Raw genomic sequence first — 26,529 nt, 5'->3', positions numbered from 1 at the left:
TTTATCCCGGGGAGCGGGATTTTTGAAAAACCCCGGCTTTCCTCTCTCCCTTCAGGGACCGTTACTTCGTCGTATATCCGCCGTTGACGAGAATGGTCTGTCCGGTCATCCACCAGCCATCCGAAACCAGGCAACGGACGATGGGCACGATGTCCTCGATATCGGTCAGACCCGTTTTACTCAGGGACGACAGGGCAGCGGCCGTCTTGTGATAGGCCACGGCTTCCGGGGCTTCCTGACCGTAGAAGAACGGCGTATCCATCGGGCCCGGACCGATCGCGTTGACAGAGATACCCCGCGCTCCGAACTCTTTTGAAGCCGCGCGCGTCACATGTTCGACGGCAGCCTTCGAACCGGCATAGGTCGAATAGAACGGCGTATAGGCACCGAGCAGGGACGTCACAATGGTCAGGAGCTTGCCGTTGTCGTTGAGGTGCCGCCCGGCTTCCCTGATGAAAAAATAGGCAGCCTTGGCGTTGACGGCGAACATCTCGTCATACTCGTCTTCGGACGTTTCCAGGATCGGCTTCTTGAGAACCTTTCCGGCCGTATTGATGGCGATATCCGGTTTTCCCAGTACCGCGACAACGTCGGCGAACAGTTTTTCGTTCGCAGCGGCCGTCGTCAGGTCGGCCTGAAAAGCCTGTGCCCGCACGCCCTGCATTTTCAGGGCCGTGACCGTGGCCTCGGCATCCGGACGCGTGGCGGCACTGTTATAGTGAATGGCAATGGCGGCTGCGCCCTGAGCGGCAAGATCGAGAGCGATCAGCCCGCCCAGATTCTTGGCGCCACCTGTGATGAGAGCGGTTTTTCCCTTGATGCTGTGATCGGCCATGATGAGGAGTCCCTCGCGTTGTATGGATGATGACGGGGACTATGATTTGTCAGACAATCTGGAAAAAGCATGATAATCTGACATCATCTGTCAAAATTAACGAACAGAACCCCCAGCATGCCGGAGACATCATGGACCGCATCGAGCTGCTCCGCATTTTCATCCGGGTCGCGGAAAGTGGCAGCTTCACGCATGCGGCCGATACGCTCCAGATGCCCCGCTCCACCGTTTCGACCGCCGTGCAGGAACTGGAAAACCGGCTTGGCACCCGTCTTCTGGCCCGTACCACACGGTCGGTCCGGCTGACGGATGATGGCCGGATGTTCCAGCAGACAGCCCTGCGGCTGCTCGGGGACTTCGAAGACGCTGAAAACCAGTTCCGGCTTCACAGGTCCCAGACGCGCGGGCATGTGAAGGTCAATCTTCCCAGCCGTATCGGGCGGCTGATCGTCGCGCCCGCCCTGCCTGAGTTTCTGGACCGTTATCCGGGGCTGGACATCGAACTGGGCATGACGGATCGCAGCATCAACCTGGCCGAAGACGGGACGGACTGTGTGTTGCGGGTCGGGGCTTTGCAGGATTCGAGCCTGATCGGCCGGAAACTGGGGCTGCTGCCGGTCTTCAATGTCGCGAGCCCGTCCTATCTGGCGCAGCATGGCACCCCGCGGTCTCCCGCTGATCTGCCGGCGCATCAGGCCGTGCTCTACGCCTCGCCCACCACGGGCCGTATCGAAGACTGGGAATGGGAGCACGATGGCCGGGAAGACAGCCAGGCGGTCCGGGGGCGGGTGACGGTCAACAGCGCGGAAGGGGCCGTGGCCTGCTGCCTGGCAGGGCTCGGGCTGGCGCAGCTTCCCGCTTATGACGTCCTTCCCCATATCCGCAGGGGCGAACTCATTGATATCCTGCCGCAATGGCGGGCCGCTCCGCTTCCGATGACCCTGTTATATCCGCACCGGACGCATCTCTCCCGCCGGCTGGAGGTCTTTACGGAGTGGCTGACCGGACTTCTGGACGCGCACTGTTTTCCCAAAGATGCCGAAAGCTGAACCCGCAAAGCGGCTGCGGCCCTTCCCTTTTGCGGCTCTCTGGCCCATCTGAAGACAGACTCCACAAGTCCCGATTGGATTTCTGATGCAGCTCTCCCGCATCTATGCCTCCCTGCCCGAGCGTTTTTCCGCCCCCCTCTCCCCCGCGCCATTTCGCAATCCACAGATCGTGGCGCTGAACGAGCCTCTGGCGCGTGAACTCGGGATGGACCCGGACTGGCTGCGCAGTCCGGCGGGGATCGCCTTTCTGAGCCAGGGCCTGCGACCGGACGGGACCGCGCCGGTGGCCATGGCCTATGCCGGGCATCAGTTCGGGCATTTCGTCCCGAGCCTCGGAGACGGGCGGGCGATGCTGGTCGGCGAAGTGACGGACCGGTCCGGGCGCCTGCGGGACATTCATCTCAAGGGCTCCGGGCCGACGCCGTTTTCACGACGCGGGGACGGACGCGCGGCTCTGGGGCCGGTTCTGCGCGAATATGTGGTCAGTGAAGCCATGCATGCGCTCGGCATTCCCACGACACGCGCGCTTGCCGCCCTGACGACGGGCGAGAGCATTGCCCGCGAGACGATGCAGCCGGGCGGTGTTATCGTACGGATCGCCTCCAGCCATGTGCGGGTCGGGACGTTCCAGTATTTCGCGGCGCAGGGCGATATCGAAGGGGTACGCATTCTTGCGGATCATGTGATCGGGCGTCTGTATCCGGAGCTGGCGGAGGCTGAAAATCCCTATCTGGCCCTGCTGAAATCCGTGACGGCACGACAGGCGGGTCTGGTGGCGCGCTGGATGCTGGTCGGGTTCATTCATGGCGTCATGAACACGGACAACATGTCCATCGCAGGCGAGACCCTCGATTTCGGTCCCTGCGCGTTTCTGGACGCCTATGATCCGGCGAAAGTCTTCAGCTTCATCGACCAGAACGGGCGCTATGCCTACGGCAACCAGCCGGACATGGCGCTGTGGAACCTTGGACGACTGGCGGAGGCGCTGCTGCCCCTGCTGGACAGCGATCGCGAGAAAGCGATCGAACAGGCCAAGGACGCACTGACGGGCTTTGATGACGTGTTCAACGAAACCTATCTCGGCGGCTGGCGGCGGAAGCTGGGTCTGGCGCGGGAAGAAAACGGAGATCCCCGGCTGACGGGGCGTCTGCTGACGGCCATGCATCGGGCCGAGGCGGATTTCACGCTGACATTCCGACGGCTTGGCGACGTGGTTCGGACCGGACGGACGGACAGTTTCGTGGCGCTGTTCGGGGCGGCTTCGGGAGTTGAAGACTGGATCGGGGACTGGCAGGCCCGTCTGGGCCGGGAAGACCGCCCGGTCGAAGCCTGCTCCACGGACATGCAGGCCACGAATCCCCGCATCATTCCGCGCAATCACAGGGTCGAAGACATGATCCAGTCCGCAATAGCGGGCGACTACGCGCCGTTCCACCGTCTGGTTGAAGCGCTGTCACACCCGTTTGATGACTCGGCAGACGGTTTTGAGGCAGCCCCGGCACCTCATGAGACGGTCATGAATACATTCTGCGGCACCTGACGCGCCGCAGGGAAAAGGATCAGAACAGCCGGATCAGGCGACTTTCGGCGTCAGCAGGCGACTGCGGTTGAACAGGCTTTTGACCTGGGCATACAGCGCGCCGAAATCCGGCATGCAGGCGTTGTGAAGCGCGCGCACGCTCTCATGCGTGGCATAGAAACGCAGGGTGCTCAGGCTTCCACTCATGATGGCCGTCCCCAGAAAGACGCCATCGACATGAATGACCTTGGAACTCAGCATTGGTCTTCAACCTCGTCATGGCTCCCGCGTCGGGAGCACAGAATGTTTCCACGTTCTTTTAGGAACGCGTCACTAACGAGGCTCATGCCACATCGTTGCTTAATGGAACGTGACCTTTTTATGATACGGCGTGCCGTCTGCGGAACGATCCTGCCCCTTTCCCAGCCCCGCGGGGAACGGGGGATGGACTCACCCACAGCCATGCGGGAAAACGCAAACCATGTCTCGCAATACTCCTTCCACCCCCCGCACTGCCGCTGACCTGCCCCATCTGTGGCTGCCCTACACCCAGATGCAGACCGCCCCATTCCCCGTGGAAGCCGTCAGCACGTCGGGAAGCCGGATCACGCTCGCGGACGGACACGCTCTCGTGGATGGCGTGGCGGCCTGGTGGACGGCCTGTCATGGTTACAGCCATCCACATATCCATGAGGCACTCCTCCGGCAGGCGGAGCGGATGCCGCATGTGATGTTCGGCGGGATGGTCCACGATCCCGCCATCAGGCTGGCAGCACGACTGGCGGCGATGTTGCCGGGCGATCTGGATCGGGTGTTCTTCACCGATTCTGGATCGGTCGCGATGGAAGTCGCAATCAAGATGGCGGTGCAGTACCACATCAACCGGGGCACAGAAGGCCGGACGAAGATCCTGTCCTTCCGCGGCGGATATCACGGGGACACGCTGGGCATGATGGCCATCTGCGACCCCGAGGAAGGTATGCACAGCCTGTTCGCCGGCGTTCTGCCCGAACAGGTCCTGGCCGATCTGCCGGTGGATGCGGACAGTCTAACCCGGCTGGAGGCCCTGCTGGCGGAACGCGGGGACAGCATCGCGGCCATGGTCACGGAGCCTCTGGTTCAGGGAGCGGGGGGCATGTTGTTCCATGACCCCGAGGTCCTGCGCCGTCTGCGCGAACTGTGCGACCGGCACGGAATCCTGCTGGTCCTGGATGAGATCTTCACCGGTTTCGGCCGCACCGGCACGATGTTCGCCTGCGAACAGGCCGGGATCGTACCGGATATCGTGGCGCTGTCGAAGGCTCTGACCGGCGGGACCATGGCGCTGGCCGCCACCGTCGCCCGGCGCGGCGTCTTCGAGGCGTTCCTGTCCGACAGCGCCGGGCACGCCCTCATGCACGGGCCGACCTTCATGGCCAATCCGCTGGCCTGCGCGGTCGCCAATGCCTCGCTGGACCTGTTCGGGTCCGAGCCGCGACTGGAGCAGGTCGCGGCCATCTCGGCCCAGCTCGCGCGGGAACTCGAACCCTGCCGCACGCTGCCCGGCGTCAGGGATGTGCGCGTTCTCGGCGCGATCGGCGTCGTGGAGCTTGAGGCGCTGGACGATCCCGATGCGCTGCGCCGCGCCTTCGTGGAGCGTGGCGTCTGGATCCGGCCCTTCCGCAACATCGTCTATCTGACGCCTGCCTTTACCATCACACCCGAAGAACTCGCGCATCTGACGACAGCCATCGTGGATGTGCTGCGAGAGCGCGCATGAGCCTGCTCGACAGCCATTTCACTGCTGCCCTGACCCAGCGCGAAGCCGCCGGAACGCGCCGGAGCCTGCGCCCTGTGGTCCGGCAGGACGGCATGATCGTCCGCGATGGGAACGGGGACGGGCGGCGGATGCTGGATGTCTCGTCCAACGACTATCTGGGGCTGGCGGATCATCCGCTGCTGCGCGAACGCGCGGCGGACTGGGCACTGCGCTTCGGCACCGGTGCGCGCGCCTCCCGATTGGTCAGCGGAACGCTGGACCTGCACCGGCAGGTCGAGACGAAAATGGCGGCCTTCAAGGGCTGCGAGGACGCGATCCTGTTCGCATCCGGCTGGCAGGCCAATGCGTCCGTCATGCCCGCACTGTGCGCGCTATCCGTAGCGCGGACGGGCGCGCCGATGCTGGTATTTTCGGACCGCCTGAACCATGCCAGCCTGCATCATGGCTGCGCGGCGGCAGGCGTGCGGCAGATCCGGTTCCGGCACAACGATCTGTCCCATCTGGAAAGCCTGCTGGCCCGCGAGGCCGAAAAACCCGGCCTGCGCATGATCGTGACGGAGAGCGTCTTCTCCATGGACGGGGACCGCGCCGATATTCCGGCTTTGCGGGCGTTGGCGGACCGGGCAGGAGCGTTCCTTTATGTGGACGAGGCCCATGCGACCGGCGTTCTGGGGCCGAAGGGTCGCGGCCTGTCCTGCGGAATGGCCGATCTGACGATGGGAACATGCAGCAAGGCGCTGGGCGGAATGGGCGCCTATATCGCGGGTTCGAAACCGCTCTGCGACTATCTGGCGAATCATGCGTCGGGCTTCATTTACAGCACGGCCCTGCCTCCTGCGGTTCTGGGGGCAATCGATGCAGCACTCGATGTCGTGCCAAATCTGGACGAGGAACGCGCCCGGCTGATCGAGCAGGCCGAGCGCCTTCGAACCATGCTGCACGGGGCTGGACTGTCCACGGCGGACTCAACGACACAGATCGTTCCTGTCCTGATCGGGGAATCCGAACGCGCCATGGCTGTGGCCGCCGGATTGGAAGACGCCGGGTTCCTGACGGTCGCAATCCGGCCGCCGACCGTCCCTCCCGGAACCGCGCGGCTCCGGCTTGCGCTCCATGCCGGACTGAACGATGCATCGATCGACCGTCTGGGGCAGGCGGTGATTGCCCAGACAGGCGGCGCCTCGTGACACGCGCGCTCTATCTCGTGCATGGCTGGGGCTTTGATGCGTCTTTCTGGACGCCAATGCTGGCGCGTCTGCCGGATGTGAACGCGCAGGTCGTGGATTGCGGATATTTCGGCTCCGGACATCGTCCTGCGCTGCCCGAAACGCCTTATCTCGCCGTCGGACATTCCGCCGGGTCTCTGGCACTGCTGGGGCAGGATCTGCCAGGATGCGCGGGGCTGGTGTTTTTCAACGGGTTCCCGCGATTTACTGCCGCATCGGACTTCCCTGACGGCACGCCCGAACGGCTTCTGACGCGGATGCGCGCGCGCCTGAAGCGCGATCCGGTCGCCGTACTGCACGATTTCCGCGCTCTTTGCGGAACGGACGCGCCCCTTCCTGGCACGCCGGATGGGAACGCGCTGGACCGGGGGCTTGAGGCGCTTCAGCAGCAGGACCATCGGGTGAAGGCTGCCGGCTGGGGAAACCGGCTGCACTGGATGACGGGCACGGACGATCCGTTCGGCGCCGCACAGGCCGGGTTTGCATCGCCGGGCGAACGGGTCGCGGGCGGGCATCTCCTGCCCCTGACCCGGCCCGGTTCCTGCGCGGCGTTGGTGCGACGGAGGCTCGATGACGCGGGCTGACGACATCCTGCGCCGGGCCAGTATCGCCACGCGGTTTAACGCCGCAGAAGGCTATAACGCCGCCGCCCATATCCAGCGACGCTGCGTCACGGCGTTGATGGAGCACATCCAGACAGAAATGGCGGAGCACGCGCCTGCCTCCATTCTGGAATTCGGCTGTGGAACAGGATTTCTGACAGCCCGACTTGCCGGGCATTTTCCACAGGCCAACCTGCTGGCGAGCGATCTGGCCCCCGGCATGATTACACGGGCACGCCAGCATCTTTCGGACGAGAACATCCGCTTTCACGTCATGGACGCCGAACATCCGGACGTGTCCGGGCCGTTCGATCTGATTGCCTCCAGTCTGTGTCTGCAATGGTTTTCCAGCCGGGCCGAAGGGTTGCACAGGCTCTGTGACCTACTCGCGCCACAGGGGCGGCTGATGGTCACGACGCTCCTGCAAGGTAGTCTGGACGAGTGGAAACAGGCCTGTCTGGCAGAAAACGCACCCTGTGGCGTGCCGGACTATCCGCCCATATCGACCGTGAAAGCCGAATGGCCCGGCGGCGGTGTCGGATCGTGGGATGTGCTGACCCTGCGCGATCCTGTCGGCAGCGCGCGGGAGTTCCTGCGTGGTCTGCGGCAGATCGGAGCGTCACTGCCCCGTCAGGACGGGACGCCGGCCAGCATCGGGGCTCTGCGCCGGGCCATGCGCCATTTTGACCGAACGAGTTCCGAAGTGACGTATCAGGTCGGCATCGGGACGTTTGTGAAGACGGGGAGGACAAAGACATGAGGGACATATCGACGAACTGGCAACGCGGCGTCTTCGTCACAGGAACAGATACCGGAATCGGCAAGACACTCGTCAGCGCCATTCTGTGCCGCGCCTGGAACGCCACCTACTGGAAACCGCTTCAGACCGGCCTTGCGGACGAGAACGGCGATACACCGACCGTGCGGGATCTGGCCGGTCTGGACCCGTCCCGCGTCATTCCCCCGGCCTATGCGTTTCAGGCCCCGCTCGCTCCGCTGGCGGCAGGCGATCTGGAAAACGTGACGGTCAATCCGGGGCGGCTTGTCCTGCCACAGGCGCAGGGGCCGCTTGTCGTGGAAGGCGCGGGCGGCCTTATGGTGCCGGTGCGTGAGGACATGATGATCGTGGACCTGATCGAAAGCCTGGGTCTGCCGGTCGTTCTGGTAACGCGCAGCGGGCTGGGCACCATCAACCACACGCTTCTGAGCCTTGAAGCGCTGCGGCGACGCGGCATTTCCATGACGGGCGTAGTGCCGGTGGGCCCGCTGAATTCCGGCAATGAACGGGACATTGCGCGGTTTGGCGAAACGCAGATCCTGTTCCGGGTTCCGTGGCTCGATGCGATAACAGAAACATCCGTATCCGGATTGTCGCGTAACGTACCGTTACTTGATGTCTTGCAGCAACAGATTTCACAATAATGTGTCATCCGGGACGCATGCCATAAAAAGACCGCGCCAGACCTTGCGAAATGACATCCTCATCATAGAAGAGCCCTTCGCAACGAAACACTTCCGGCGTATCGCTGGAAGATCGGACTTCGTTTCGGAAGACGCCGAGAGAAACTGGGATATTGGGAAAAGTATGAGTATCCTGCGCCGTGATCTGGTCAAGCTTGGGGCCGGACTGACCCTTCTGGGAACAGCCAGCCGTATGGCCCACGCCCAGTCCACCGCCGCCCCCTCGCCTGCGACACCCGCCATACAGTCAACACCCTTTGACGACGGAACCGTCCGCCTCATCGCGCAACGACTGTCGAAGAAGCCTTATTCTCCGCCGTCGCCGACACTCCCCAATGCCATTGCGAACATGGATTTCGACCAGTTCCGCGGCATCGCCTTCAATCCTGAGAAAGCCCTGTGGCATGGCCAGAACCTGGCGTTTGACGTGGAGTTCTTCCCGCGCGGTTTCCTGTACAAGCCACGGATCGGCATGAACGAGGTGGTGGGCGGCCAGTCCACCCCCATTCCTTACGATCCGGATGTCTTCACCTATTCCAATCCTGTCCTGCGCGTAACCGACGATCTCGGCTTCTCCGGCCTGCGTCTGCGCTATGCGATCAATACGCCAGGCGTGATGGAAGAATGCGCGGTCTTCCTCGGAGCATCCTATTTCCGCGCCGTGGCCAAAGGACAGAATTACGGCCTGTCGGCGCGGGCGTTCGCGGATGGCACCGGCAATCCGAAAGGCGAGGAATTCGCTCTGTTCCGCGAGTTCTGGCTGGAAAAGCCGGAGCCGGGCGTGGAATCCGTCGTCATTCACGCGCTGCTTGACAGCCCCTCCCTGACAGGCGCGTTCCGCTTCACCATCCGACCGGGCGATACGACTGTTTTCGACGTCCAGTCCTCCCTGTTCCCACGTCAGGACATTACGGAATCCGGGATCGCCCCGCTCACGGGCATGTTCTATTTCGATGCGAACGAACGCAACCACGTCGATGACTGGCGCCCTGCCGCGCATGACAGCGAGGCGTTGCAAATCTGGACGGGCGCGGGGCAGCAGCTTTACCGGCCGCTCATCAACCCGACGGATCTCCAGTTCTCGGCCTTTGCCGACAGCAGCCCTCACGGATTTGGCCTCATGCAGCGCAAAAGGTCGTTTCACGATTACGAAGACCTTGCTCTGAACTACGAGAAACGTCCGTCCCTGTGGATCGAGCCGATCGGGAACTGGGGCGACGGCGCAGTGGACCTCGTGGAGATCCCGACCCCCAATGAAGTGAACGACAACATCGTTTCCTTCTGGCGCCCGAAGCAGCCCATGAAGGGCGGCCAGGAATACAGTTACATCTACCGGATGTACTGGGGCTGGGACACACCGTGGCCCACGCAGCTTGCACGTGTTGCGGCAACGCGGATCGGTGCCGTGACCGATCATGCCGATGCCCGCTTCTTCGTGATCGACTTTACCGGCGCGCCGTTCCAGAACGTGCCGCAGGGCACGAATTTCCATCTGATCTCGCAGGCCGCGCCCGGCACGATCCGCAACGTCGTGGTCGAACCCAACCCCGAAATCCAAGGCTGGCGCACGACATTCGAGTTCGTGCCGGGCGATGCGAAGATGTGTGAACTCCAGGCGCAGCTCGCCAACGATCAGGGACCGATTTCAGAAAAATGGATGTACCGTTGGACCCCGTGACCGAGTTTTCCTCCTCCGCCACGCCGGCTTCCGCCCCGTTCCTGCCGACCGAGGCACCGCTTACGATGAAGGCACAGAACCTTCATCAGCAGCCGGACCGCCATGGCCGACCATTCAGCATCCTGCCAACCACGCCATCCCTGCTGTGGCTGCGTCGCCTAATGGTCTTTGGCGGTGCGTTCCTGCTGACGGGATACGGCATCTACCGCATCAATGAGGTCTTCAACTCGCTGGGCGTTTCGACGCTTGGCATCATCATTCTGGTCCTGTTCGCCATTCTGGCCTTCTGGATTGCACTGTCCTTCACCTCCTGCCTCGGGGGATTCATCTCCCTGATCCGACGCGGCGGTCTGGGGCTTGGCATCCATCGCACCGGGCCACTGCCGGAACTCAAAAGCCGCACCGCTGTCCTGATGCCGACCTACAATGAGGATCCCGGCCGGGTTCTCGCCGGTCTGCGCGCCATTCACGACAGCATTCTCGCGACGGGACAGATCGACGCTTTCGATTTCTTCATCCTGTCCGACACAACCAATCCGGACATCTGGGTCCAGGAAGAACGTGCCTTCCTGGAGTTCCGTCAGGCCACGAACGGCGAAAAACGGGTCTTTTATCGGCGACGCCACAAGAATACGGACCGCAAGGCAGGCAATCTCGGGGACTGGGTCACGCGGTTCGGTGCATCCTACCAGCAGATGCTCACGCTTGATGCGGACAGCGTCATGGATGGCAGCCTGATCGTCCGGATCACGGCGGCGATGGAACAGCATGACAGCGTGGGACTGATCCAGACACTTCCGGTCATCGTGGGTGGTCGCACGCTTTTTGCCCGGATGCAGCAGTTCGCAGGCCGCGTCTATGGACCGCTGATCGCGCATGGCATTGCGTGGTGGCACGGCTCGGAAGGCAATTACTGGGGTCATAACGCGGTCATCCGCACGCAGGCTTTTGCCGAACAGGCCGGTCTGCCGCACCTGAAAGGGAAAGCACCCTTTGGCGGCCATATCCTGAGCCATGACTTTGTGGAAGCCGCGCTCATGCGTCGTGGGGGCTGGGCCATTCACATGGTGCCGGGCCTGTTCGGTTCCTATGAGGAAAGCCCGCCATCACTGACCGATGTCGCCATCCGGGACCGTCGCTGGTGTCAGGGCAATCTGCAACACAGCAAGATCCTTGGCACGAAGGGCATGCACTGGGTCAGTCGCGTCCATATGCTGACCGGCATCGGCTCCTACGTCATGTCGCCGCTCTGGCTGCTGTTCCTGCTGTTCGGCATCCTGATTTCGCTTCAGTCGCATTTCTATCATCCCGAATATTTCGGCACGAAACCCACGCTTTATCCGCACTGGCCGCGGGTCGATCCCGTGCAGGCGAAGCTCGTCTTTATCGGGACGATGGGCATCCTGCTGGCCCCAAAGGCTCTGGCCTTCATCGCCATGATGTTCGACCGGGCAGCTTTGCGGGGATCGGGTGGCATTTTCCGGCTGGCGGTGTCCATCGTGCTTGAGACGCTGATCGGTGGCCTGATCGCGCCGATCGCCATGCTGATCCAGACCTCCGGCGTTATTTCGATCCTGCTGGGCCGGGATTCAGGCTGGAACGCGCAGAACCGGGACGATGGCCGGGTTTCGCTGAAGGAAGTGGCGCATGGCTACTGGATCTACACTGTGTTCGGCCTGCTGCTGGCCATCGCGGCATGGTCGGTGTCTCAGGCTCTGTTCCTTTGGATGACGCCTGTGCTGCTGGGACTGGTGCTCGCCATCCCACTGGCCGCGCTGACGGCGAGCCGGGATGTCGGGCTGGGCCTGCGTCGTGCCGGGCTGCTGTTGATCGAAGAGGAAACCGCACCGCCGCCGATCCTTCAGCTTGCCGCCGCCAATGACGCGGCGCGCGAACGCGCGGCCCATGCCCCCGATGCACCGCCGGAAGAAGCCTTCGCCGCCCTGCGCCAGAGCGCGCCGCTTCTTGCCGCGCATGAGGGTGCCCTGCCCCCGCCCCGGAAGCCGGGCACCCCGATCGACGCCAACCTTCTCGTCGGGTTGGTCAAGCTTCGGGAAGCGCCCTCGCTTGAGATCGCGCTGGAACGCCTGTCCCGTCAGGAAAAAGCAGCGGTTCTGGGAAATGCCGAAGGGCTGGCCCTCATGGAGCGGCTCGCAGGCTGAGGAAAATCCGGGGGGCGTTCGATGCATATCCTTGCGCCCTCAAATCTCGGACCAAGCCCGCTTCATGAAGGTCACATCCCCGGTACATGGCGGGCGCCGGAGAACGGGATCTGGATCCATCACAGCACAAAAAAACCCCGGCCTGGAAGGACCGGGGTTTGTTCTGACACATCGTGCCCAAGAGGCGATCAGTGTCCGACGACAGCCGAGCTTCCGAAAGACTGGGCTTTCTTGACGATGTCATTACACGTCGTGACACGCTTGTCCTTGGGCAGGGTGCTGATGTCGAAGACATTGCCACCAGCCGTCTGGAGCAGACCCTTGCCGCCAAGGGAGTAGAACTGGTCGTTCTGGACGTCCGGACGCTTGGCCAGCGTTCGGGCCGCGACGATCGGCGACGTGCCGAGCACCAGTTTCTGTTTCACGCAATAGTAGCTCAGCCCGGCGACGTTGCCTGCCTGCGCATTCTCGATCGTCGGAAGACCGTCGGCACCCAGCGTACCCGGCGAGGCAGCCGTCAGAATGTTCTTGCCCCCCGAGACAGCCTGAAGATTGGCGGACGGCAGGGTTGCCTGCGTGCCCGGCGCGACTGTCGGGACGGGGCTGCTCTGCGGAATGGGCGGCACCGTCTGGGCGACGGCTGCGCCCGAAATGGTCAGACTGGCAGCAGCAAGAACAGCGAAATATTTATTCGAAATCATGGCACTCTTCTTTCCGTATACTGGATGCCCTGTACGCCCTTGAGAAGGAGATACAGAAATCACCCGGTCTGGAACATCGCGAAGGATGCCCCGTTGCCATGAGTAACACTCGAGACCGGACATGGTTTCTTGCGAGATTTCCTTTTTCCTCATGGCGGTCATGCGGAAACTTTTGGATCATTTCGTTTTACCGAACACATCGGGGAGCTCTGTTTCCCCTTCACGAGCGGATTGAACGGCAACGGTTTCTGCGTCACAGTTTGCCCATGCCACAGACCCCCGATGCCCCCTCCCCCACACCCGTTCCTCCCGCCGCCCGTCGTGAGCCGCTGACCACCACGCAGCTTGGCCGGACGCGCACGGATTCCTATGCCTGGATGAAGGACGAGAACTGGCAGCAGGTCCTGCGGGACCCGTCCGTTCTGCGCGAGGATATCGCCACGCATCTGAAGGCGGAGAACGCCTATGCGGAAGCCATGCTGGCGGACATGGAGCCACTGCGCGAGACACTGCTTCAGGAAATGATCCGCCGCATCCCGCCGGCGGAATCTTCCGTGCCGGTCCCGGATGGCCCATGGGAATATTATGTCCGCTTCGAGGACGGGGCGCAGCACCCGCTACGGGTCCGCCGCCCGCGCGAGGGTGGAGAGGAACAGATTCTGCTCGATGCTGATGCTCTGGCGAAGCAGCATGACTATTACGCCCTGTCACAGACCGACCATTCCCCCGATCACCGCTATTTCGTCTATGCGGAGGATGTTCAGGGTTCCGAGGTCTATCGCATTCAGGTCGAGGATCTGGAGACGGGCGAACTCTGCGCCCCGCCAGTGCCGAGCACGACGGGCAGCTTCGCCATTTCTCCCGACAGCCAGTGGCTGTTCTGGATCTATCGCGACGACAATGGCCGCCCCTCGAAGATCTATCGCCGCCCGCTGACGGGAGGTGAGGATGTTCTGGTGTTCGATGAAACCGATCCGGGATTCTTCCTCAGCATCGGCGTCAGCGCCTCCCGCAAATGGATCGTCATCGAACGCGGCGACCACGATACGAACGAAACGCTGCTCATCCCGGCGTCCGAGCCGACGGCCCCGCCCGTCCTGGCAGCACCGCTGGTGCGGGGCGAGCGCTATTCCCTGACGCACTGGAATGACCGCTTCATCATCCTGACCAATGCGGGCGGCGCCGTGGATTTCCAGCTCATGCAGACGCCCGACACAGCCACAGGCCGCGAGAACTGGACGCCTTTCGTGCCGTACCGCGAGGGGCATTATCTGCTGGGGGCCAGCGCCTCGCGCGGGTATCTTGCCTGGGCCGAGCGTCGGGACGGGAACATTCATATCCTCGTGGTTCCCGAAGGCACTCAGGGCGATGTCCGGGCGCAGGCGAAAGCCATCGGGATGGACGAAGCGGCCTATGATCTGACGATGCTGGGCACGCTGGAATATGACATGCCGGTTCTGCGTTATATCTATCAGTCCCCCACCAATCCCGCGCACTGGTACGATTACAACATGGCAAGCGGCGAGCGCGTTCTGCGCAAAATCCGCGAGGTTCCGTCCGGCCATGATGCGAGCCGCTACGAAACGCGCCGCCTGTTTGCGACATCCCCGGACGGCGCGCAGGTTCCCATCACGGTCCTGATGCGCAAAGGGCAGGCTCTGGACGGCTCGGCACCGCTGCTTCTGTACGGATACGGCTCCTACGGCATCGCCATGGACGCCGATTTCTCCACGACCGTGTTCAGCCTGGTAGACCGGGGCTGGATCCATGCCATCGCCCATGTCCGTGGTGGCTCCGAAAAGGGCTGGAACTGGTTTCTGGACGGGCGCGGGACGAAGAAGCCCAACACCTTCATCGATTTCATCGCCTGCGCCCGGCATCTCGTCTCGGAAGGCTATGGCTCGGCGGGACGCATCGTCGCGCAGGGTGGCTCGGCCGGTGGTCTGCTGATGGGCGCGATCACCAATATGGCGCCCGAGCTTTTCGCCGGAATTGCCGCGCAGGTGCCGTTCGTGGACATGCTTAACACCATGTCCGACATATCCCTGCCCCTGACGCCGCCGGAATGGCCGGAATGGGGCAATCCTCTGGAAGACCCCGCCGCCTATGACCTGATCGCCAGCTATTCGCCCTATGACAACATCACAGCCAAAGCCTACCCGCCGGTTCTGGCAATGGGCGGCCTGTCCGATCCGCGTGTGACGTACTGGGAGCCTGCGAAATGGATCGCAAAACTGCGGGAAGTCACGTCCGGCGGCCCGTTCCTGTGCCGCATCAACATGGAAGCCGGGCATGGCGGCTCATCCGGCCGCTTTAAACGTCTGGAAGAAGTCGCCCTCGTTCAGGCGTTCGCCATCTGGAGCATGGATCGCACTTGAATGCGTGACGTGTGTCTGGAGGGGAAAGTGCCTGCTCATATGTAGCAAGGCACAGGGAGAATGGAGACGACAGTCAAGTGCCCTGGCAGGCACAGGAATATTGACACTCACCAAGATAATATCTTATTATCGATAATAAGATATTATGTGAGCACAATGGAAGATATTCAAAAAAACGTTCATCAAGTGGCGGAATTGTTGAAGACGCTATCGCATCCCGATCGCCTCCTCATTGCCTGTAAACTTGCTGAAAAGGAGTTGTCGGTCGGAGAGATGCAAAGTGAGTTGGGCATATATCAGCCTAATCTTTCCAGACATCTGACAACTCTTAAATCTGCGAAAATCGTGACGTTCCGCAAAGAGGGATTATCGGTTTTCTACCATTTGTCGGACACCAGGGCAGGGCAGGTTATCACGGCTCTTCATCAAATTTTTTGCTCAAGGAAGCACTAAGCATGCCACTCACATACTGGCACAGTCTTGCAGGAGGAGCTCTGATCGGCGTGGCCTGCGCAGGCTATCTTCTGATGGACGGTCGTATAGCCGGCATGAGTGGACTGCTCGCTCGAACCCTTTCAGGGCGCAACATTTGGCCAGGAACAGCTTTCCTCCTTGGATTGGCCAGTGGTCCACTATTATGGCGCCTTATGACAGGGACATGGCCAGAAATGATTATTCAGGGATCCTGGCCCCTTATTCTCGTTTCTGGCATTTTTGTCGGCTTCGGCACCCGCCTTGGAAGTGGCTGCACAAGTGGCCACGGGGTGATTGGATTAGCGCGTTTATCACCGCGCTCAATGGTGGCTGTCCTCTGTTTTCTTGGAACTGGAATGGCAGCAGCAACCCTGATCCACCTTCTGACAGGGGGCTAGTATGCTCGCGATAGCAAGAAATATTGCCGCCATGGCGTGCGGGATAATTTTTAGCCTAGGGCTGATTTTAGGTGGAATGCTTAACCCTTCGAATGTTCTGGCTTTTCTAGACATTTCCGAAAACTGGAACCCGTCACTGGCATTTGTGTTGGGTGGCGCTGTTTGCGTGACATTTTGTGGTATTTGGCTGCAAAAACATTTGTCACACCCTCTTTTTGACACCAATTTTCAAATTCCGACCGCACGTCAGATCGACGGACCTCTGATTGCAGGAAGCTGTTTATTCGGCCTGGGATGGGGACTTGTTGGTTTTTGCCCGGGCCCCGCGATTGCCTCCATTTTTATCGGGCAATCACAAAGCATGATTTTCCTGCTTGGTCTTGTCGCTGGGACAATGGCGTTCTCATATCAGAAATATGTAAGGCAATGTCTGCGTCCAGACCGGTAAATCTCTACGCTGCACGTCCGACATACGGGCGAAAACGGTCGTGGTTACAGGCGGGATGGCAGTCGGAAAAAAGGCGGAATAAAAACTTCACCAAACACTTTTGTTCCAGAAACCTTACCGATGCCCGAACAGATGACGGATATCATCACCGAAATGCTGGAAGGCGGCGTGGGTGGAGCGGTGACGGCGATTACCCTCTTCTGACACGACCGTCACGGTGGCCGTCATGCCGGCGGCAAGCGTCAGGTCATCGGGGATCCTGTCGATCTTCACGCGGACCGGGATACGCTGCGCCAGACGGACCCAGGTATAGACCGGGTCCACTTCCGGCAGGCCCTGCTTGTTCACCAGCGCGTTGTTGCTGGCGATACCGCGGGTGATGCTCTCGACATGACCGAAGAGCGGATCGTGATAGCCCATGAGATCCATGCGGACGAGATCACCTTCGTCGAGGTCATGGACCTTGGTTTCCTCGAAATATCCGTCCACCCAGTAGGAACTGGTGTCGATGATGTGGATGTTGACCACACCAGCAGTCGCAAAATCGCCGGGACGCATGATGAGGTTGGTGACAATGCCGTCGATGGAACTGCGGACTTCCGTTCGCTCCAGATTGATTGTGGCCTGACGTTCGGCGGCCAGCGCCGCATCGTACTGGGCCTGCATCTGCTGGGACAAAGCCTCATACTGCCGCTTTTCCTCGACCGAGACAGCAGTGCCGGGAATGGCCTTGCGCCACTGGGCCTGAACGACACGGAACTCCAGATCGGCCTTGCGCTCAGCCACACGCGCTTTGGCGGTATCGAGCGCCACCCTGAAATCGAACGGATCGATGACATACAGCACATCGCCCTTGTGGACGAACTGGTTGTCCTTTACCCGCACGTCCAGGATCTGGCCCGAGACGCGGGGCGCGATATTGGCGACCTGTGCGCGCACCTGTCCGTTCCGGGTCCAGGGGGAGGCCGTATAGTAGTCCCACAGAATGACGACCACGAGCGCCGCCACCACGAGAATGCAGAGCGTGATGGTCAGGCGGATCAGGCGATGGGCACTGGAAAGCACGGGACGGTCACCTTGGTTTTGTTAAAAGCAAAAGCGGATCAGAGAAGCAGGGTGTAGAGGCCGATCAGGCAGATCAGGATGCCGAACTGGGCCAGCGGCGGATCCCAGACGAAACGCCATAGATCGAACCAGCCCATGATCCAGCGCAGGATGGCCAGCGTCAGAAGCGCCAGCGCCAGATTGATGACGAAGGCCGAGACCAGCACGCCATCGAGATCGACGACCTGTCTCATCACCATCGCTTGCGTCCTATCCCGTAATGATGCACGGCGGAGCGGTTCAGACGCACCATGGTCCGGACGGCTTCAAGACCGCCGATACAGTTGATGATCATGGACTGTTCCTCGCGGATTCCATCCGACAGACGTTCGAAAAACATGGCCTGAAGTTCGGGGATCTCGGCTTCCAGAAGGCCGAGCCGGTCATGGGCCAGCAGACGCCGGACATGACGGACCATGGGCCTGAGGCCGTGAAGATGCCCGGCCTGATCCAGATAGTGTCGTACCCGCGCGATCGTGCTGGAAAAATCCTCCAGCGCCACGAAGCGGTTGAAGATACGCCGGGAGCGCAGGCCGGGATCGTGCATCCGGTCCGTCCACATCAGGAACTGGCTCAGGCGTTCGTATTTCCGGCTGAGAAGCGGCGGCCCCATGCGCTCGCCATGTCCGGCGAGCTGGGTTTCCAGATCGTAGGCGATGGATACTGCCAGACGGAAACGATGCCGCCGCGCCGTGGGGGGCCACAGCAGAACCAGCAGCACGAAGGACAGGACGGCAGCCATCGCATAGAACGTATTGCGTGTGATGAAGGCCATCGGGTCGTAATTGTGGTGGTTTCCAAGCCCGATGAAGACTAGGAAGAACACGCCGTAATTGAAACCAATGGCGCTCGTTTTCGGATTCATCAGCAGCAGACAGGACATGACGGTCTGCGGCAGGAACACGAGGGCAAGGCTCAGCATGCTTTCCACATGCGGCAGGATCATGAAGTCCAGCCAGGCCGCCACGAGAATGCCCGCGGGCATGCCGATAATGGCGCCCTTGCCGAACTCCGCCGTATCGATGGCTGTGGAAGCCAGCGTCAGAACGAGCGCGGTCTGGGACAGGGCCGTGACGGAAGCGGGGATGCTTGAGCCCAGACACAGCGCTGCGGCAACACTGAAACCCAGAAGCACGCGCATGGCGTTGATGAAGGCGGTCACATAATCCGGATTACTCTCAAGCTGCGCCAGCTTGAGTGCATCGCCCGCTGGCGTGGCGCGCAGGAGCGTGTTCATGCCGGTCCGGATATGCAGACGGTTGCTGAGAAGGGTCGAGCAGCGCTCGAAAAACCAGGCCTCACGGGCTGAAGGAACGAAATCGGGATCTTCCTTGCGGATGCCATCCAGAATCGTATCCATGGTCTCAAGCCGGGTCGTGCCATCCTCGGAACGCTCATGCCAGGCCCGGACGTGACGGATCAGGATGTCGGAAATGCCACCGGTCTCCAACAGCCACGCAATGGCACGGCTCGTGGTCAGGACCGTCAGCATGCCGATGATGCCCAGCCGCGCGCCCGCCATCCGCAGACGCCCGCGCTCGACTTCGGTCCGGGCATAGGAAATCTGGGTCATGAGCGCGAGGATTTCGCCGCTCAGACCGATCATCTGCTCGGGGGTGGCGATCGGTTCGCCCATGATGGCGGACCTGCCGGTCTGCCGCACGCGATGCGACAGCGTCTCCATGGCCCTGGACAGACGTCGCCATGCCTCGGGAGAGCCGGACAGAATATTCACGACTGCGATCGACGCCACACCAATCGCGATATCGGAGGCGCGCGCGATACTGACAGGGTAGATGTTCTGAGGATCGTCCATCGTCGGGAGCGCCACAAGTGCCACGGTATACCCCGCCAGCAGAGCGCCATAGGAGCGGAAATCGCGCTCCAGCGATCCTACGAACGCGCAGGCCGAAATCCACAGCGCCGCGCCGCCGAGAAACAGGGCGCGTTCCTGGTTGAACATCGCGACGAGAATGATGGACACACTGACGCCGAGCACAGTCCCCGCAAGACGGTAGAACGCCTTGGACAGGGCCTGACCACGCAGGGGCTGGGCCAGGATCATGACTGTCACGCCGGCACTCGCGGGCGAATCAAGCTGTGACCAGAAGGCCGTTCCGAGCGCCAGGACAAGTGCAAACCAGGTCCTGAGACTGAACTGGAGCCACCCCGGGCGAAGAACTGACTGTAGTGCCGCGGTCAAGAGCGATACCCCTTACCCGGCACAGACTTCATCAGAAACAGTCCCACGGCCCTCATTACCAGAATCAGACTTCCAACCTTAGGAGCGCTTGCCCGGAAAAGTTAGTCCTCGAATCCTCTGGACACGTTTTGACAGACGGCGTTTTCGCATCTGCGCCGTCCGGGGGGACTAGTCTTCCTCGGGCGGCAGGGCGTTGCAGGCCGCGGTCAGCTTGGGATCAGGATGAGCGGCGGACTTGCGACAGTACGTGCGCGCATCGGCACCACACATATTCGTGACATCCTCCATTTCAGAGGACAGAACATCACGCGCAACACCGATATCCTGATTGTGCTCGGCGTCGACGCCCTCTTCCTTGCTCAGCGCCGTCTGGGCCTGGTGCATTTCCTTGAGCGCGTTGATGCAGGAGTCGCTCGCGGCATCCGGATTGGTCTGGAGCACCCGGAGGATCTTGTTGATGGCGAATCCCTGCTGGTTGATCGTGGGATCGTCGTCATTGGTCTTGGCATCCCCGTCATCAGCTCTTGCGGCCACGGGCGCGGCAAGGGCGACGGCGAGAGGAAGAAGAGCCAGCAGCAGGGCCGGGCGGGAATGGCGCTTGATCATGGAACTGACGTTAGGAGAAAATCCCGGCCGGACAAAGACCCTGAACGACGCTGTTGCAGGTTGTTGCAAATCGGCAGCATCAAGGAATTCCGCCGCACGGATGGCTTGTCAGCTTGACTCTACAGGGCGGTATGGGTAATCGGGGCCATTCTTTCGCGGGCGTTCCGGCCCGCTGTCCGGTCCGAAAGGGCCTTACCCGTCGAGAGCCTGCAACCATGAAGATCCGCAACAGCCTGAAGTCCGCCAAGGTCCGCGACAAGGACTGCCGTGTTGTCCGCCGCCGCGGCCGCGTTTACATCATCAACAAGAAGAACCCGCGCATGAAGGCTCGCCAGGGCTGAACCCCTTGGTCTGCCGGATGACGGACGGGCGGCGCTGGCTGATGGCTGGCGCCGTTCTGCTTTGTAGCCCGGCCCTGACTTTTCTGCCAGTTCAAGCCGCACGCGCCGCAGATCCTGCCGCATCCGGCCCCACAGCACGTTCCGCTGCACAGCCTGCCCTTCCCGGCTCCCAGGCGGGACGGGCAAAGGCCACGCCCCCTGCTTCCTCCCCCCGTCCGCCACGTAAAACGCTCCATGACCGCCTTGTGGATGCGGAAAAGGCTCTCGCCATGGCGGGAAATGAAAAGCAGGCCGGCGAAATCTCCGAACGTGCAGAAGCCCTCCGCAGCCGCGCCCTGACCGGCAGCGTACAGATGCTCATCAGCGATTCGCATGATGCGCTTGAGAAACATGATTTCCAGCAGGCGCAGGACGATCTGACGGCCGCAATCACGATCCAGCCTGACCAGTCCGTGCTTTACCGCCAGCGCGCCGCCATCCGGCTGGCTGCGGGTGACAGCAACGGGGCCATCGCCGATCTGGGCGTCGAGCTTCAGGCTGATCCCGGTGATCCGACGGCCTGGGGCATGCTCGCGGAAGCGGAACATGAGCGGCATGAGCCCGAGGCTGCTCTCAAGGCCTTCCATCAGATGCTGCTCCTGAATCCGAAATCGCCCGATTCCGACAAGCAGCTCAAGACGCTGGAACAGGCCCGGGACGGCCAGCAGGACTGACGCTTCTGGCGGTGTCGGCCGCCTGTCGCTCTGGCAACCCCTTGTATTGCCGGGTGTTCATCCCCTGATTCCTTTTTTCAGGAGATTTTATATGACCAAGCAATCCCCCGCCCATGCAACTGCCATCCCCCAGGCAGAAGCCAGGAAAAGCTGCTGCTCCAAGATGAAGACCTGCTGTCAGAAAGCCACGCGCGCGCGCGAAATCGGCCTTGCCGGCATGACGGCCATGGCGACGTTCGGACCCAAGCGTTTCCGCCCGTATTTCCAGCAGATTCTGGCTGTCATTGCCGTCGTGACCGCCACGGTTGAGTTCTTCCGCAAACGCAAGGGCTGATTGTTCAGCCCTAAAGGAAGGAAATGGGGTCGATATCAATATCGACCTTTGCTCCACCCGTGGGTTTGATATCTCCCAGCCACTGACGCAGGATCGGTTGCACGGCAATGCCCCGCATCGTCCGCAGCAGCAGACGCCTGCGATGCCGTCCGCGCAGGACGGCGAGCGGTGCCGGAGCCGGTCCCAGGACCTGCACCCCCTCCCGCTCAGGAGCCGCGAGCGCGATCTCCCGTGCCAGTGCGTCCGCCGCGTCCGCGCTCGGCGCGCTCACGATCAGCGCCGCCAGCCGTCCATAAGGCGGCCAGAAGGATGGCCGTCTCTGCTCGGCTTCCTGTTCCATAAAGGTCTGGAAATCGTTGGAGACCAGCGCCGTCATGACCGGATGCTCGCCGACATAACTCTGGAGCAGCACGCGCCCGCGATGCTCCGCACGCCCCGCACGCCCCGCGACCTGATGCAGAAGCTGCACCGTCCGCTCGGCCGCACGCAGATCCCCGCCCCCAAGCCCCAGATCGGCATCGACGACACCCACGAGCGTCAGCTTCGGGAAATGCCAGCCCTTGGCCACGATCTGCGTGCCGATGATGAGATTGACCTCTCCGTCCGAAATCTTCCGCACCGCCTCCGCCGTCGCAGCCGGGGAGCCAAGCGTATCAGAGGACATCACCAGCAGTTTCGCGTCCGGAAACCGCAGCTTCGCCTCTTCGGTAATGCGTTCGATCCCCGGCCCGATGGGAACGAGTGAGTTCTCCGCGTGACATTCCGGGCAGTCTTTCGGAATCCGCTCGGTATGTCCGCAGTGATGGCAGGTCAGGATGCCGCGCGCCCGATGCTCCACCAGCCAGGCCGAGCAGTTCGGACACTGCATCCGGTGCCCGCACGCCCGGCAGAGCGTCAGCGGCGCATAGCCGCGCCGGTTGAGGAACAGCATGGCCTGCTCCCCTTTCTCCAGCGTCTCATCAATGGCGGTGCAGAGTTTGGGAGACAGGAACAGGCCGCGTTCGGGCGGATCGGCCCGCATATCCACCAGCGACACATCCGGCAGGGTCGCCCCGCCATGCCGCGCCGTCAGGAGTTCATGCCGGTAGCGTCCGCTCTCCACGTTCGCCAGCGTTTCGAGCGATGGCGTGGCGGAAACGAGAATGGCCGGCGCATCCGCCAGACGGGCGCGAACAACCGCCATGTCCCGCCCATGATACATGACGCCCTCTTCCTGCTTGAAAGCGCTCTCATGCTCCTCGTCCACCACGACGAGACCCAGATCAGCAAACGGCAGGAACAGGGCCGACCGGGCACCGACCACGACGCGGGCACTTCCTTCCGCCACGGCGCGCCAGGTCTCGCGCCGCCGTTTGGCCCCGAGATCGGAATGCCAGACAGCGGGTTCCGCGCCGAAACGGCGGATGAAACGATCCGTCCACTGGGCGGAAAGCGCGATTTCCGGCAGCAGGACCAGAACCTGCTTTCCCTTGGCCAGACAGGCCGCCACAGCCTCGAAATAGACCTCCGTCTTGCCCGATCCGGTCACGCCTTCCAGCAGCGTGACCTGAAACCGCCCGGTCTCGACGGGACCGCACAATTCCTGCGCGACCTCAGCCTGCTCTTCGGAGAGCTTCGGCGCGCCATGCATCGGGTCCGGCAGACCAAACGGGGCGGCTGGAGCAATGACGGCTTCGCGCAGCAGACCGGCCGTGGCGAGGCCGCGAATGACGGCCGCGCTCGCCCCGCTACGGTCCCCCAGTTCAGCGGTGCTCATGGGCGTGGACGACGCAACATTCAGCACGGACCGACGCGCAGGCGTGATCCGCAGATCGCCCTCGGACATCTCCGTCCGGACCCAGCCCAGAGCGGGTCTGGGTGCGTCCTTCAGATGAATACGTGTCGCCATCGCCAGCACCAGACCCGGCGGGGTCAGCGTATAGGCCGCAACCCAGTCGATGAAGCGGCGCAGGCTCCGCGGAAGGGGACGGACATCCAGCTTTCCCGCCACAGGACGCAGACGCGCAAGCGGAACTTCACGGCCGACCGGCAACGCAAAATCGGCAGGCAGGGTACGATCGGTTTCCCAGACACATCCCACGGTTTCACGGCGCCCCAGCGGGACCGTCACGAGGTCGCCGGGCTCAAGTGGCATGGGCGCGAGATAATCGAGCGGCCCCGGAAACGGCAGCGGCACAAGCACCGAAACGCGCGTTCCGGTGGAAGGTGGCTTTCGCCGGGGGTCAGGCTTGGATAGGCTGCTGGATGCCATGACCGTGTCTAACCTCCCCCGTCGCGAAATACCATGACCGCATCCCTGATGGCGCTTGATGCCCTGCGCGACTGGAGCGAATGGCTGACGCATGAAAGGCGTTCGAGCCCCCGCACGGTCGAAGCCTACCAGCACGATATCCTTCTGGCGTTGACGTTTTTTCAGCAGCATCTGGGTGGAGAAGTCACGCTGACGGACCTGGAAAAACTCTCGCTTGCAGATCTGCGCGCCTGGCTCGCCCATGAAACGGCCCGCAGCGAACAGCCAACCCGCCGCACCACCAGTGCCGACTCGCGGGCACGCTCGCGGGCGCGGCATGTCTCCGCATTGCGGTCGTTCTTCCGGTATCTGGGCCTGCGGCACGATCTCTCCAATCCCGCGCCCTCACTGCTTGCCACGCCGCGCACGAAAAAACGCCTGCCGCGTCCTCTCGGGGAAGACGCCGCACGAGCGGCGGCAGAAGGCATTTCCGACGATGCGGAAACCAGTCTGGCCGCGTTGCGGGACCGGGCGCTGTTCACGCTGCTTTATGGCACCGGACTGCGGATTGGCGAGGCACTGTCGCTCAATATCCGCGATCTGACGAATGCGGGGCACACCATGCTCCGGGTGGTCGGCAAGGGTGGCAAGGAACGGCTCGTGCCTCTGCTGCCGGCTGTAATCGAGGCGCTGGAAAGCTGGAAAGCGGCCCATCCATCTCCGACGCCTGATGCGCCCCTGTTCTGCGGGGTGCGCGGCGGGCGGCTCAATCCCGGCGTGGCCCAGCGCGCCATGCGGACCTGGCGCAAGGGCGAAGGTCTGCCCGATTCCGCAACGCCCCATGCCCTGCGCCATTCCTTCGCGACGCATCTGATGGAAGGCGGGGCGGACCTGCGCACCATTCAGGAACTGATGGGCCATGCCAGCCTCTCCACCACGCAGGCCTATACGCTGGCGGACGAGAAGCACCTGCTGGATGTCTGGCGCAAGGCTCATCCACGCTCGGATCAGGGATCATGAAACGCGCGCTGCCAGCCATCCTGTTTCTGGGCATGACGCTGTGTGCAACGGCCGCCCCTGCTGCTTCCACCTGCGAACTGGCTCGAGCGGTTGTCCTGCCGCTTCGGGATGATGGCGGCTATCTGAGCGTGCCGGTCACGGTGAACGGCCAGAACGCCTCGATGATCGTGGATACCGGTTCCGAAGGCAGCCTCATGACGCCGCAGGGCGTCTCGGCGCTGCACCTGCCGACCGATCCCGAACATCGCACGATGATGCAAGGGCCTAATGGCAGCCCGCGCCTCGTGCCGAATATCCGCATTCAGGACCTCCGTCTGGGAACACGTCCGGCAGATGAGCTTCCCTTGGGTAGGGGGACGATGGCCGTTGGCATCCTGCCAGGCTCGCCCATGATCCGGCCCCCCGTTTACGGTCTGCTGGGGGCGGATGTGCTGGCGGATTACGATCTGGAGTTCGATGTCCCCCATCAGCGCCTGACACTCTGGACTGTCCGCCTGAACTCCAGTATCTGCCACCAGCCTCCCGCCTGGAGCGGACACTGGACCACAATCCCCGTGCAGCGTCAGTTCGGACGCCTGATGGCGGCCTTTACGCTGGATGGCGTGAAAGGTACGGCCCTTCTGGACAGTGGCGCGCGCTCGCATATCGTCAGCACGGATTTCGTCCACCGCATTGGTCTGAGCGACGAAAAGCTCGCCCTGGACCCGGGCGGCCTGACGGCAGGCGTGGACCTGGGTGAGCGTCAGTATCACTGGCATCGTTTCGAACAGTTGGAACTGGGCGGCACGATCTGGACACACCCGGTCCTGACCGTCGCCCCCGTCCACGATCAGGCGGACATGCTTCTGGGCTCGGACTGGTTCGCCCACCACGAAATCTGGCTGTCCTACGCCACAAAACAGCTTTTCTTCCGATAAATGCCAAATATGGAAAAGAAATCATGCCGTTTGTAAATACGGCTGCTTCCGCCTCCTTTCCGAACTGCGAAACTTGGCCCGACCACTCCGCAGAGCGGACGTGGCTCTGACTCACGACGTACATCCACCGTAAATCCCCGGAATCTCCACATTTGCACGTAAGAACGGATTGCGCCGATTATATAAGATTTAAGGCCTTCCACAGCCCGCGGTGAAGCATAATATCCTCATTTTCATTAAAAGAAGAGTGCCGATTACGGTATTTAAATGTATAGTAAGTTTTTCCTCCAGACCTATGCTGAATGTTGCCAATGGCGCTGCAGTTGAACAGTGCATCGCATAGCTCGAAGGTGCGATCAGCTTCTAGGTTC

The 26,529-nt window shown here is 62.0% G+C and carries 26 protein-coding genes; 17 read left to right on the top strand and 9 right to left on the bottom strand.

Going from position 1 to position 26,529, the window contains the following annotated elements; translation table 11 throughout:
• Positions 1-61 precede the first annotated feature (61 nt).
• A complete protein-coding gene (locus tag GFJ39_RS07845; RefSeq protein ID WP_153430814.1) occupies positions 62-835 on the bottom strand; it encodes an SDR family oxidoreductase in 774 nt (257 codons plus the stop codon).
• A gap of 131 nt (positions 836-966) precedes the next feature.
• Between GFJ39_RS07845 and GFJ39_RS07840 the strand changes: the two genes are divergently transcribed.
• A complete protein-coding gene (locus GFJ39_RS07840; protein WP_153430813.1) occupies positions 967-1,884 on the top strand; it encodes a LysR family transcriptional regulator in 918 nt (305 codons plus the stop codon).
• Between the two features lie 85 nt (positions 1,885-1,969).
• Positions 1,970-3,424: a protein adenylyltransferase SelO gene (locus GFJ39_RS07835; protein WP_153430812.1), complete on the top strand. Its 1,455-nt coding sequence runs from the start codon at positions 1,970-1,972 to the stop codon at positions 3,422-3,424.
• Between the two features lie 33 nt (positions 3,425-3,457).
• On the opposite strand, the gene GFJ39_RS07830 is transcribed toward GFJ39_RS07835, so the two are convergent.
• The gene (locus GFJ39_RS07830; RefSeq protein ID WP_024716644.1) at positions 3,458-3,664 is read right to left on the bottom strand and encodes a hypothetical protein; all 207 of its coding nucleotides are present in this window, start codon (positions 3,662-3,664) and stop codon (positions 3,458-3,460) included.
• 220 nt (positions 3,665-3,884) lie between these two features.
• Here GFJ39_RS07830 and GFJ39_RS07825 point away from each other — a divergent pair, with 220 nt between their 5' ends.
• From GFJ39_RS07825 to mdoH, 7 genes are all read left to right on the top strand, one after another.
• Positions 3,885-5,162 carry an adenosylmethionine--8-amino-7-oxononanoate transaminase gene (locus tag GFJ39_RS07825; RefSeq protein WP_153430811.1) on the top strand — a complete coding sequence of 426 codons (1,278 nt, stop codon included), beginning with the start codon at positions 3,885-3,887 and terminating at the stop codon, positions 5,160-5,162.
• A complete protein-coding gene (locus GFJ39_RS07820; RefSeq protein ID WP_153430810.1) occupies positions 5,159-6,349 on the top strand; it encodes an aminotransferase class I/II-fold pyridoxal phosphate-dependent enzyme in 1,191 nt (396 codons plus the stop codon). The genes GFJ39_RS07825 and GFJ39_RS07820 overlap by 4 nt, the downstream gene beginning before the upstream one ends.
• Positions 6,346-6,972 (top strand): alpha/beta hydrolase family protein, encoded by a 627-nt coding sequence (locus GFJ39_RS07815; protein ID WP_325062874.1) that lies wholly within the window; start codon positions 6,346-6,348, stop codon positions 6,970-6,972. The genes GFJ39_RS07820 and GFJ39_RS07815 overlap by 4 nt, the downstream gene beginning before the upstream one ends.
• Positions 6,959-7,750, top strand: a complete 792-nt coding sequence (locus GFJ39_RS07810) for a methyltransferase domain-containing protein (protein ID WP_153430809.1) — start codon at positions 6,959-6,961, stop codon at positions 7,748-7,750. Before GFJ39_RS07815 ends, GFJ39_RS07810 begins: the two co-directional genes overlap by 14 nt.
• Positions 7,747-8,412 carry a dethiobiotin synthase gene (gene bioD / locus GFJ39_RS07805; protein ID WP_153430808.1) on the top strand — a complete coding sequence of 222 codons (666 nt, stop codon included), beginning with the start codon at positions 7,747-7,749 and terminating at the stop codon, positions 8,410-8,412. The genes GFJ39_RS07810 and bioD overlap by 4 nt, the downstream gene beginning before the upstream one ends.
• Positions 8,413-8,575: 163 nt before the next feature.
• A complete protein-coding gene (locus tag GFJ39_RS07800) occupies positions 8,576-10,129 on the top strand; it encodes a glucan biosynthesis protein (RefSeq protein WP_153430807.1) in 1,554 nt (517 codons plus the stop codon).
• On the top strand, positions 10,105-12,291 hold the full coding sequence (gene mdoH, locus GFJ39_RS07795) for a glucans biosynthesis glucosyltransferase MdoH (RefSeq protein ID WP_153430806.1): 2,187 nt from the start codon (positions 10,105-10,107) through the stop codon (positions 12,289-12,291). The genes GFJ39_RS07800 and mdoH overlap by 25 nt, the downstream gene beginning before the upstream one ends.
• A gap of 188 nt (positions 12,292-12,479) precedes the next feature.
• Here mdoH and GFJ39_RS07790 read toward each other — a convergent pair whose 3' ends face one another.
• Positions 12,480-12,992, bottom strand: coding sequence for a DUF2501 domain-containing protein (locus GFJ39_RS07790; RefSeq protein ID WP_153430805.1), 513 nt, complete (start codon positions 12,990-12,992; stop codon positions 12,480-12,482).
• A gap of 266 nt (positions 12,993-13,258) precedes the next feature.
• On the opposite strand from GFJ39_RS07790, the gene GFJ39_RS07785 reads away from it, so the two are divergent.
• From GFJ39_RS07785 to GFJ39_RS07775, 3 genes are all read left to right on the top strand, one after another.
• Entirely contained in the window at positions 13,259-15,370 is a 2,112-nt protein-coding gene (locus tag GFJ39_RS07785) for a S9 family peptidase (RefSeq protein WP_153430804.1), read from the top strand.
• Between the two features lie 60 nt (positions 15,371-15,430).
• Positions 15,431-15,823 (top strand): ArsR/SmtB family transcription factor, encoded by a 393-nt coding sequence (locus GFJ39_RS14520; protein WP_407645877.1) that lies wholly within the window; start codon positions 15,431-15,433, stop codon positions 15,821-15,823.
• Positions 15,824-16,243: 420 nt separating this feature from the next.
• Entirely contained in the window at positions 16,244-16,690 is a 447-nt protein-coding gene (locus GFJ39_RS07775; protein ID WP_153430803.1) for a YeeE/YedE family protein, read from the top strand.
• A gap of 114 nt (positions 16,691-16,804) precedes the next feature.
• Here the strand turns inward: GFJ39_RS07775 and GFJ39_RS07770 are convergent, their stop codons facing one another.
• The 4 genes from GFJ39_RS07770 to GFJ39_RS07755 form a co-directional block, all read right to left on the bottom strand.
• Positions 16,805-17,755: an HlyD family secretion protein gene (locus GFJ39_RS07770; protein ID WP_325062873.1), complete on the bottom strand. Its 951-nt coding sequence runs from the start codon at positions 17,753-17,755 to the stop codon at positions 16,805-16,807.
• 38 nt (positions 17,756-17,793) lie between these two features.
• On the bottom strand, positions 17,794-17,994 hold the full coding sequence (locus GFJ39_RS07765) for a DUF1656 domain-containing protein (RefSeq protein ID WP_153430802.1): 201 nt from the start codon (positions 17,992-17,994) through the stop codon (positions 17,794-17,796).
• A complete protein-coding gene (locus GFJ39_RS07760) occupies positions 17,988-19,997 on the bottom strand; it encodes an FUSC family protein (RefSeq protein ID WP_153430801.1) in 2,010 nt (669 codons plus the stop codon). Before GFJ39_RS07760 ends, GFJ39_RS07765 begins: the two co-directional genes overlap by 7 nt.
• A gap of 168 nt (positions 19,998-20,165) precedes the next feature.
• Positions 20,166-20,603, bottom strand: coding sequence for a hypothetical protein (locus GFJ39_RS07755; RefSeq protein WP_153430800.1), 438 nt, complete (start codon positions 20,601-20,603; stop codon positions 20,166-20,168).
• Between the two features lie 215 nt (positions 20,604-20,818).
• On the opposite strand from GFJ39_RS07755, the gene ykgO reads away from it, so the two are divergent.
• The 3 genes from ykgO to GFJ39_RS07740 all read left to right on the top strand — a co-directional run bounded on the left by ykgO (position 20,819) and on the right by GFJ39_RS07740 (position 21,991).
• Positions 20,819-20,944, top strand: coding sequence for a type B 50S ribosomal protein L36 (ykgO, locus tag GFJ39_RS07750; protein ID WP_007281615.1), 126 nt, complete (start codon positions 20,819-20,821; stop codon positions 20,942-20,944).
• A 41-nt stretch (positions 20,945-20,985) separates the two neighbouring features.
• A complete protein-coding gene (locus GFJ39_RS07745) occupies positions 20,986-21,657 on the top strand; it encodes a tetratricopeptide repeat protein (RefSeq protein WP_194285320.1) in 672 nt (223 codons plus the stop codon).
• Between the two features lie 91 nt (positions 21,658-21,748).
• Positions 21,749-21,991, top strand: a complete 243-nt coding sequence (locus GFJ39_RS07740; RefSeq protein WP_153430798.1) for a hypothetical protein — start codon at positions 21,749-21,751, stop codon at positions 21,989-21,991.
• A 10-nt stretch (positions 21,992-22,001) separates the two neighbouring features.
• On the opposite strand, the gene GFJ39_RS07735 is transcribed toward GFJ39_RS07740, so the two are convergent.
• Positions 22,002-24,242, bottom strand: coding sequence for a primosomal protein N' (locus GFJ39_RS07735; protein WP_153430797.1), 2,241 nt, complete (start codon positions 24,240-24,242; stop codon positions 22,002-22,004).
• Between the two features lie 45 nt (positions 24,243-24,287).
• Between GFJ39_RS07735 and GFJ39_RS07730 the strand changes: the two genes are divergently transcribed.
• Both GFJ39_RS07730 and GFJ39_RS07725 read left to right on the top strand, forming a co-directional pair.
• On the top strand, positions 24,288-25,241 hold the full coding sequence (locus GFJ39_RS07730; RefSeq protein WP_153430833.1) for a tyrosine recombinase XerC: 954 nt from the start codon (positions 24,288-24,290) through the stop codon (positions 25,239-25,241).
• The gene (locus GFJ39_RS07725) at positions 25,238-26,158 is read left to right on the top strand and encodes a retroviral-like aspartic protease family protein (RefSeq protein WP_153430796.1); all 921 of its coding nucleotides are present in this window, start codon (positions 25,238-25,240) and stop codon (positions 26,156-26,158) included. Before GFJ39_RS07730 ends, GFJ39_RS07725 begins: the two co-directional genes overlap by 4 nt.
• A gap of 178 nt (positions 26,159-26,336) precedes the next feature.
• On the opposite strand, the gene GFJ39_RS14210 is transcribed toward GFJ39_RS07725, so the two are convergent.
• Positions 26,337-26,529, bottom strand: a 193-nt coding sequence (locus GFJ39_RS14210) for a hypothetical protein (RefSeq protein ID WP_228391845.1), incomplete at its 5' end; no start/stop codon positions are given.

Source organism: Gluconobacter aidae (assembly GCF_009547075.1).
GTDB classification, from domain to species: Bacteria; Pseudomonadota; Alphaproteobacteria; order Acetobacterales; family Acetobacteraceae; genus Gluconobacter; species Gluconobacter aidae.
This window is presented reverse-complemented; position numbering and strand designations above follow the sequence as displayed.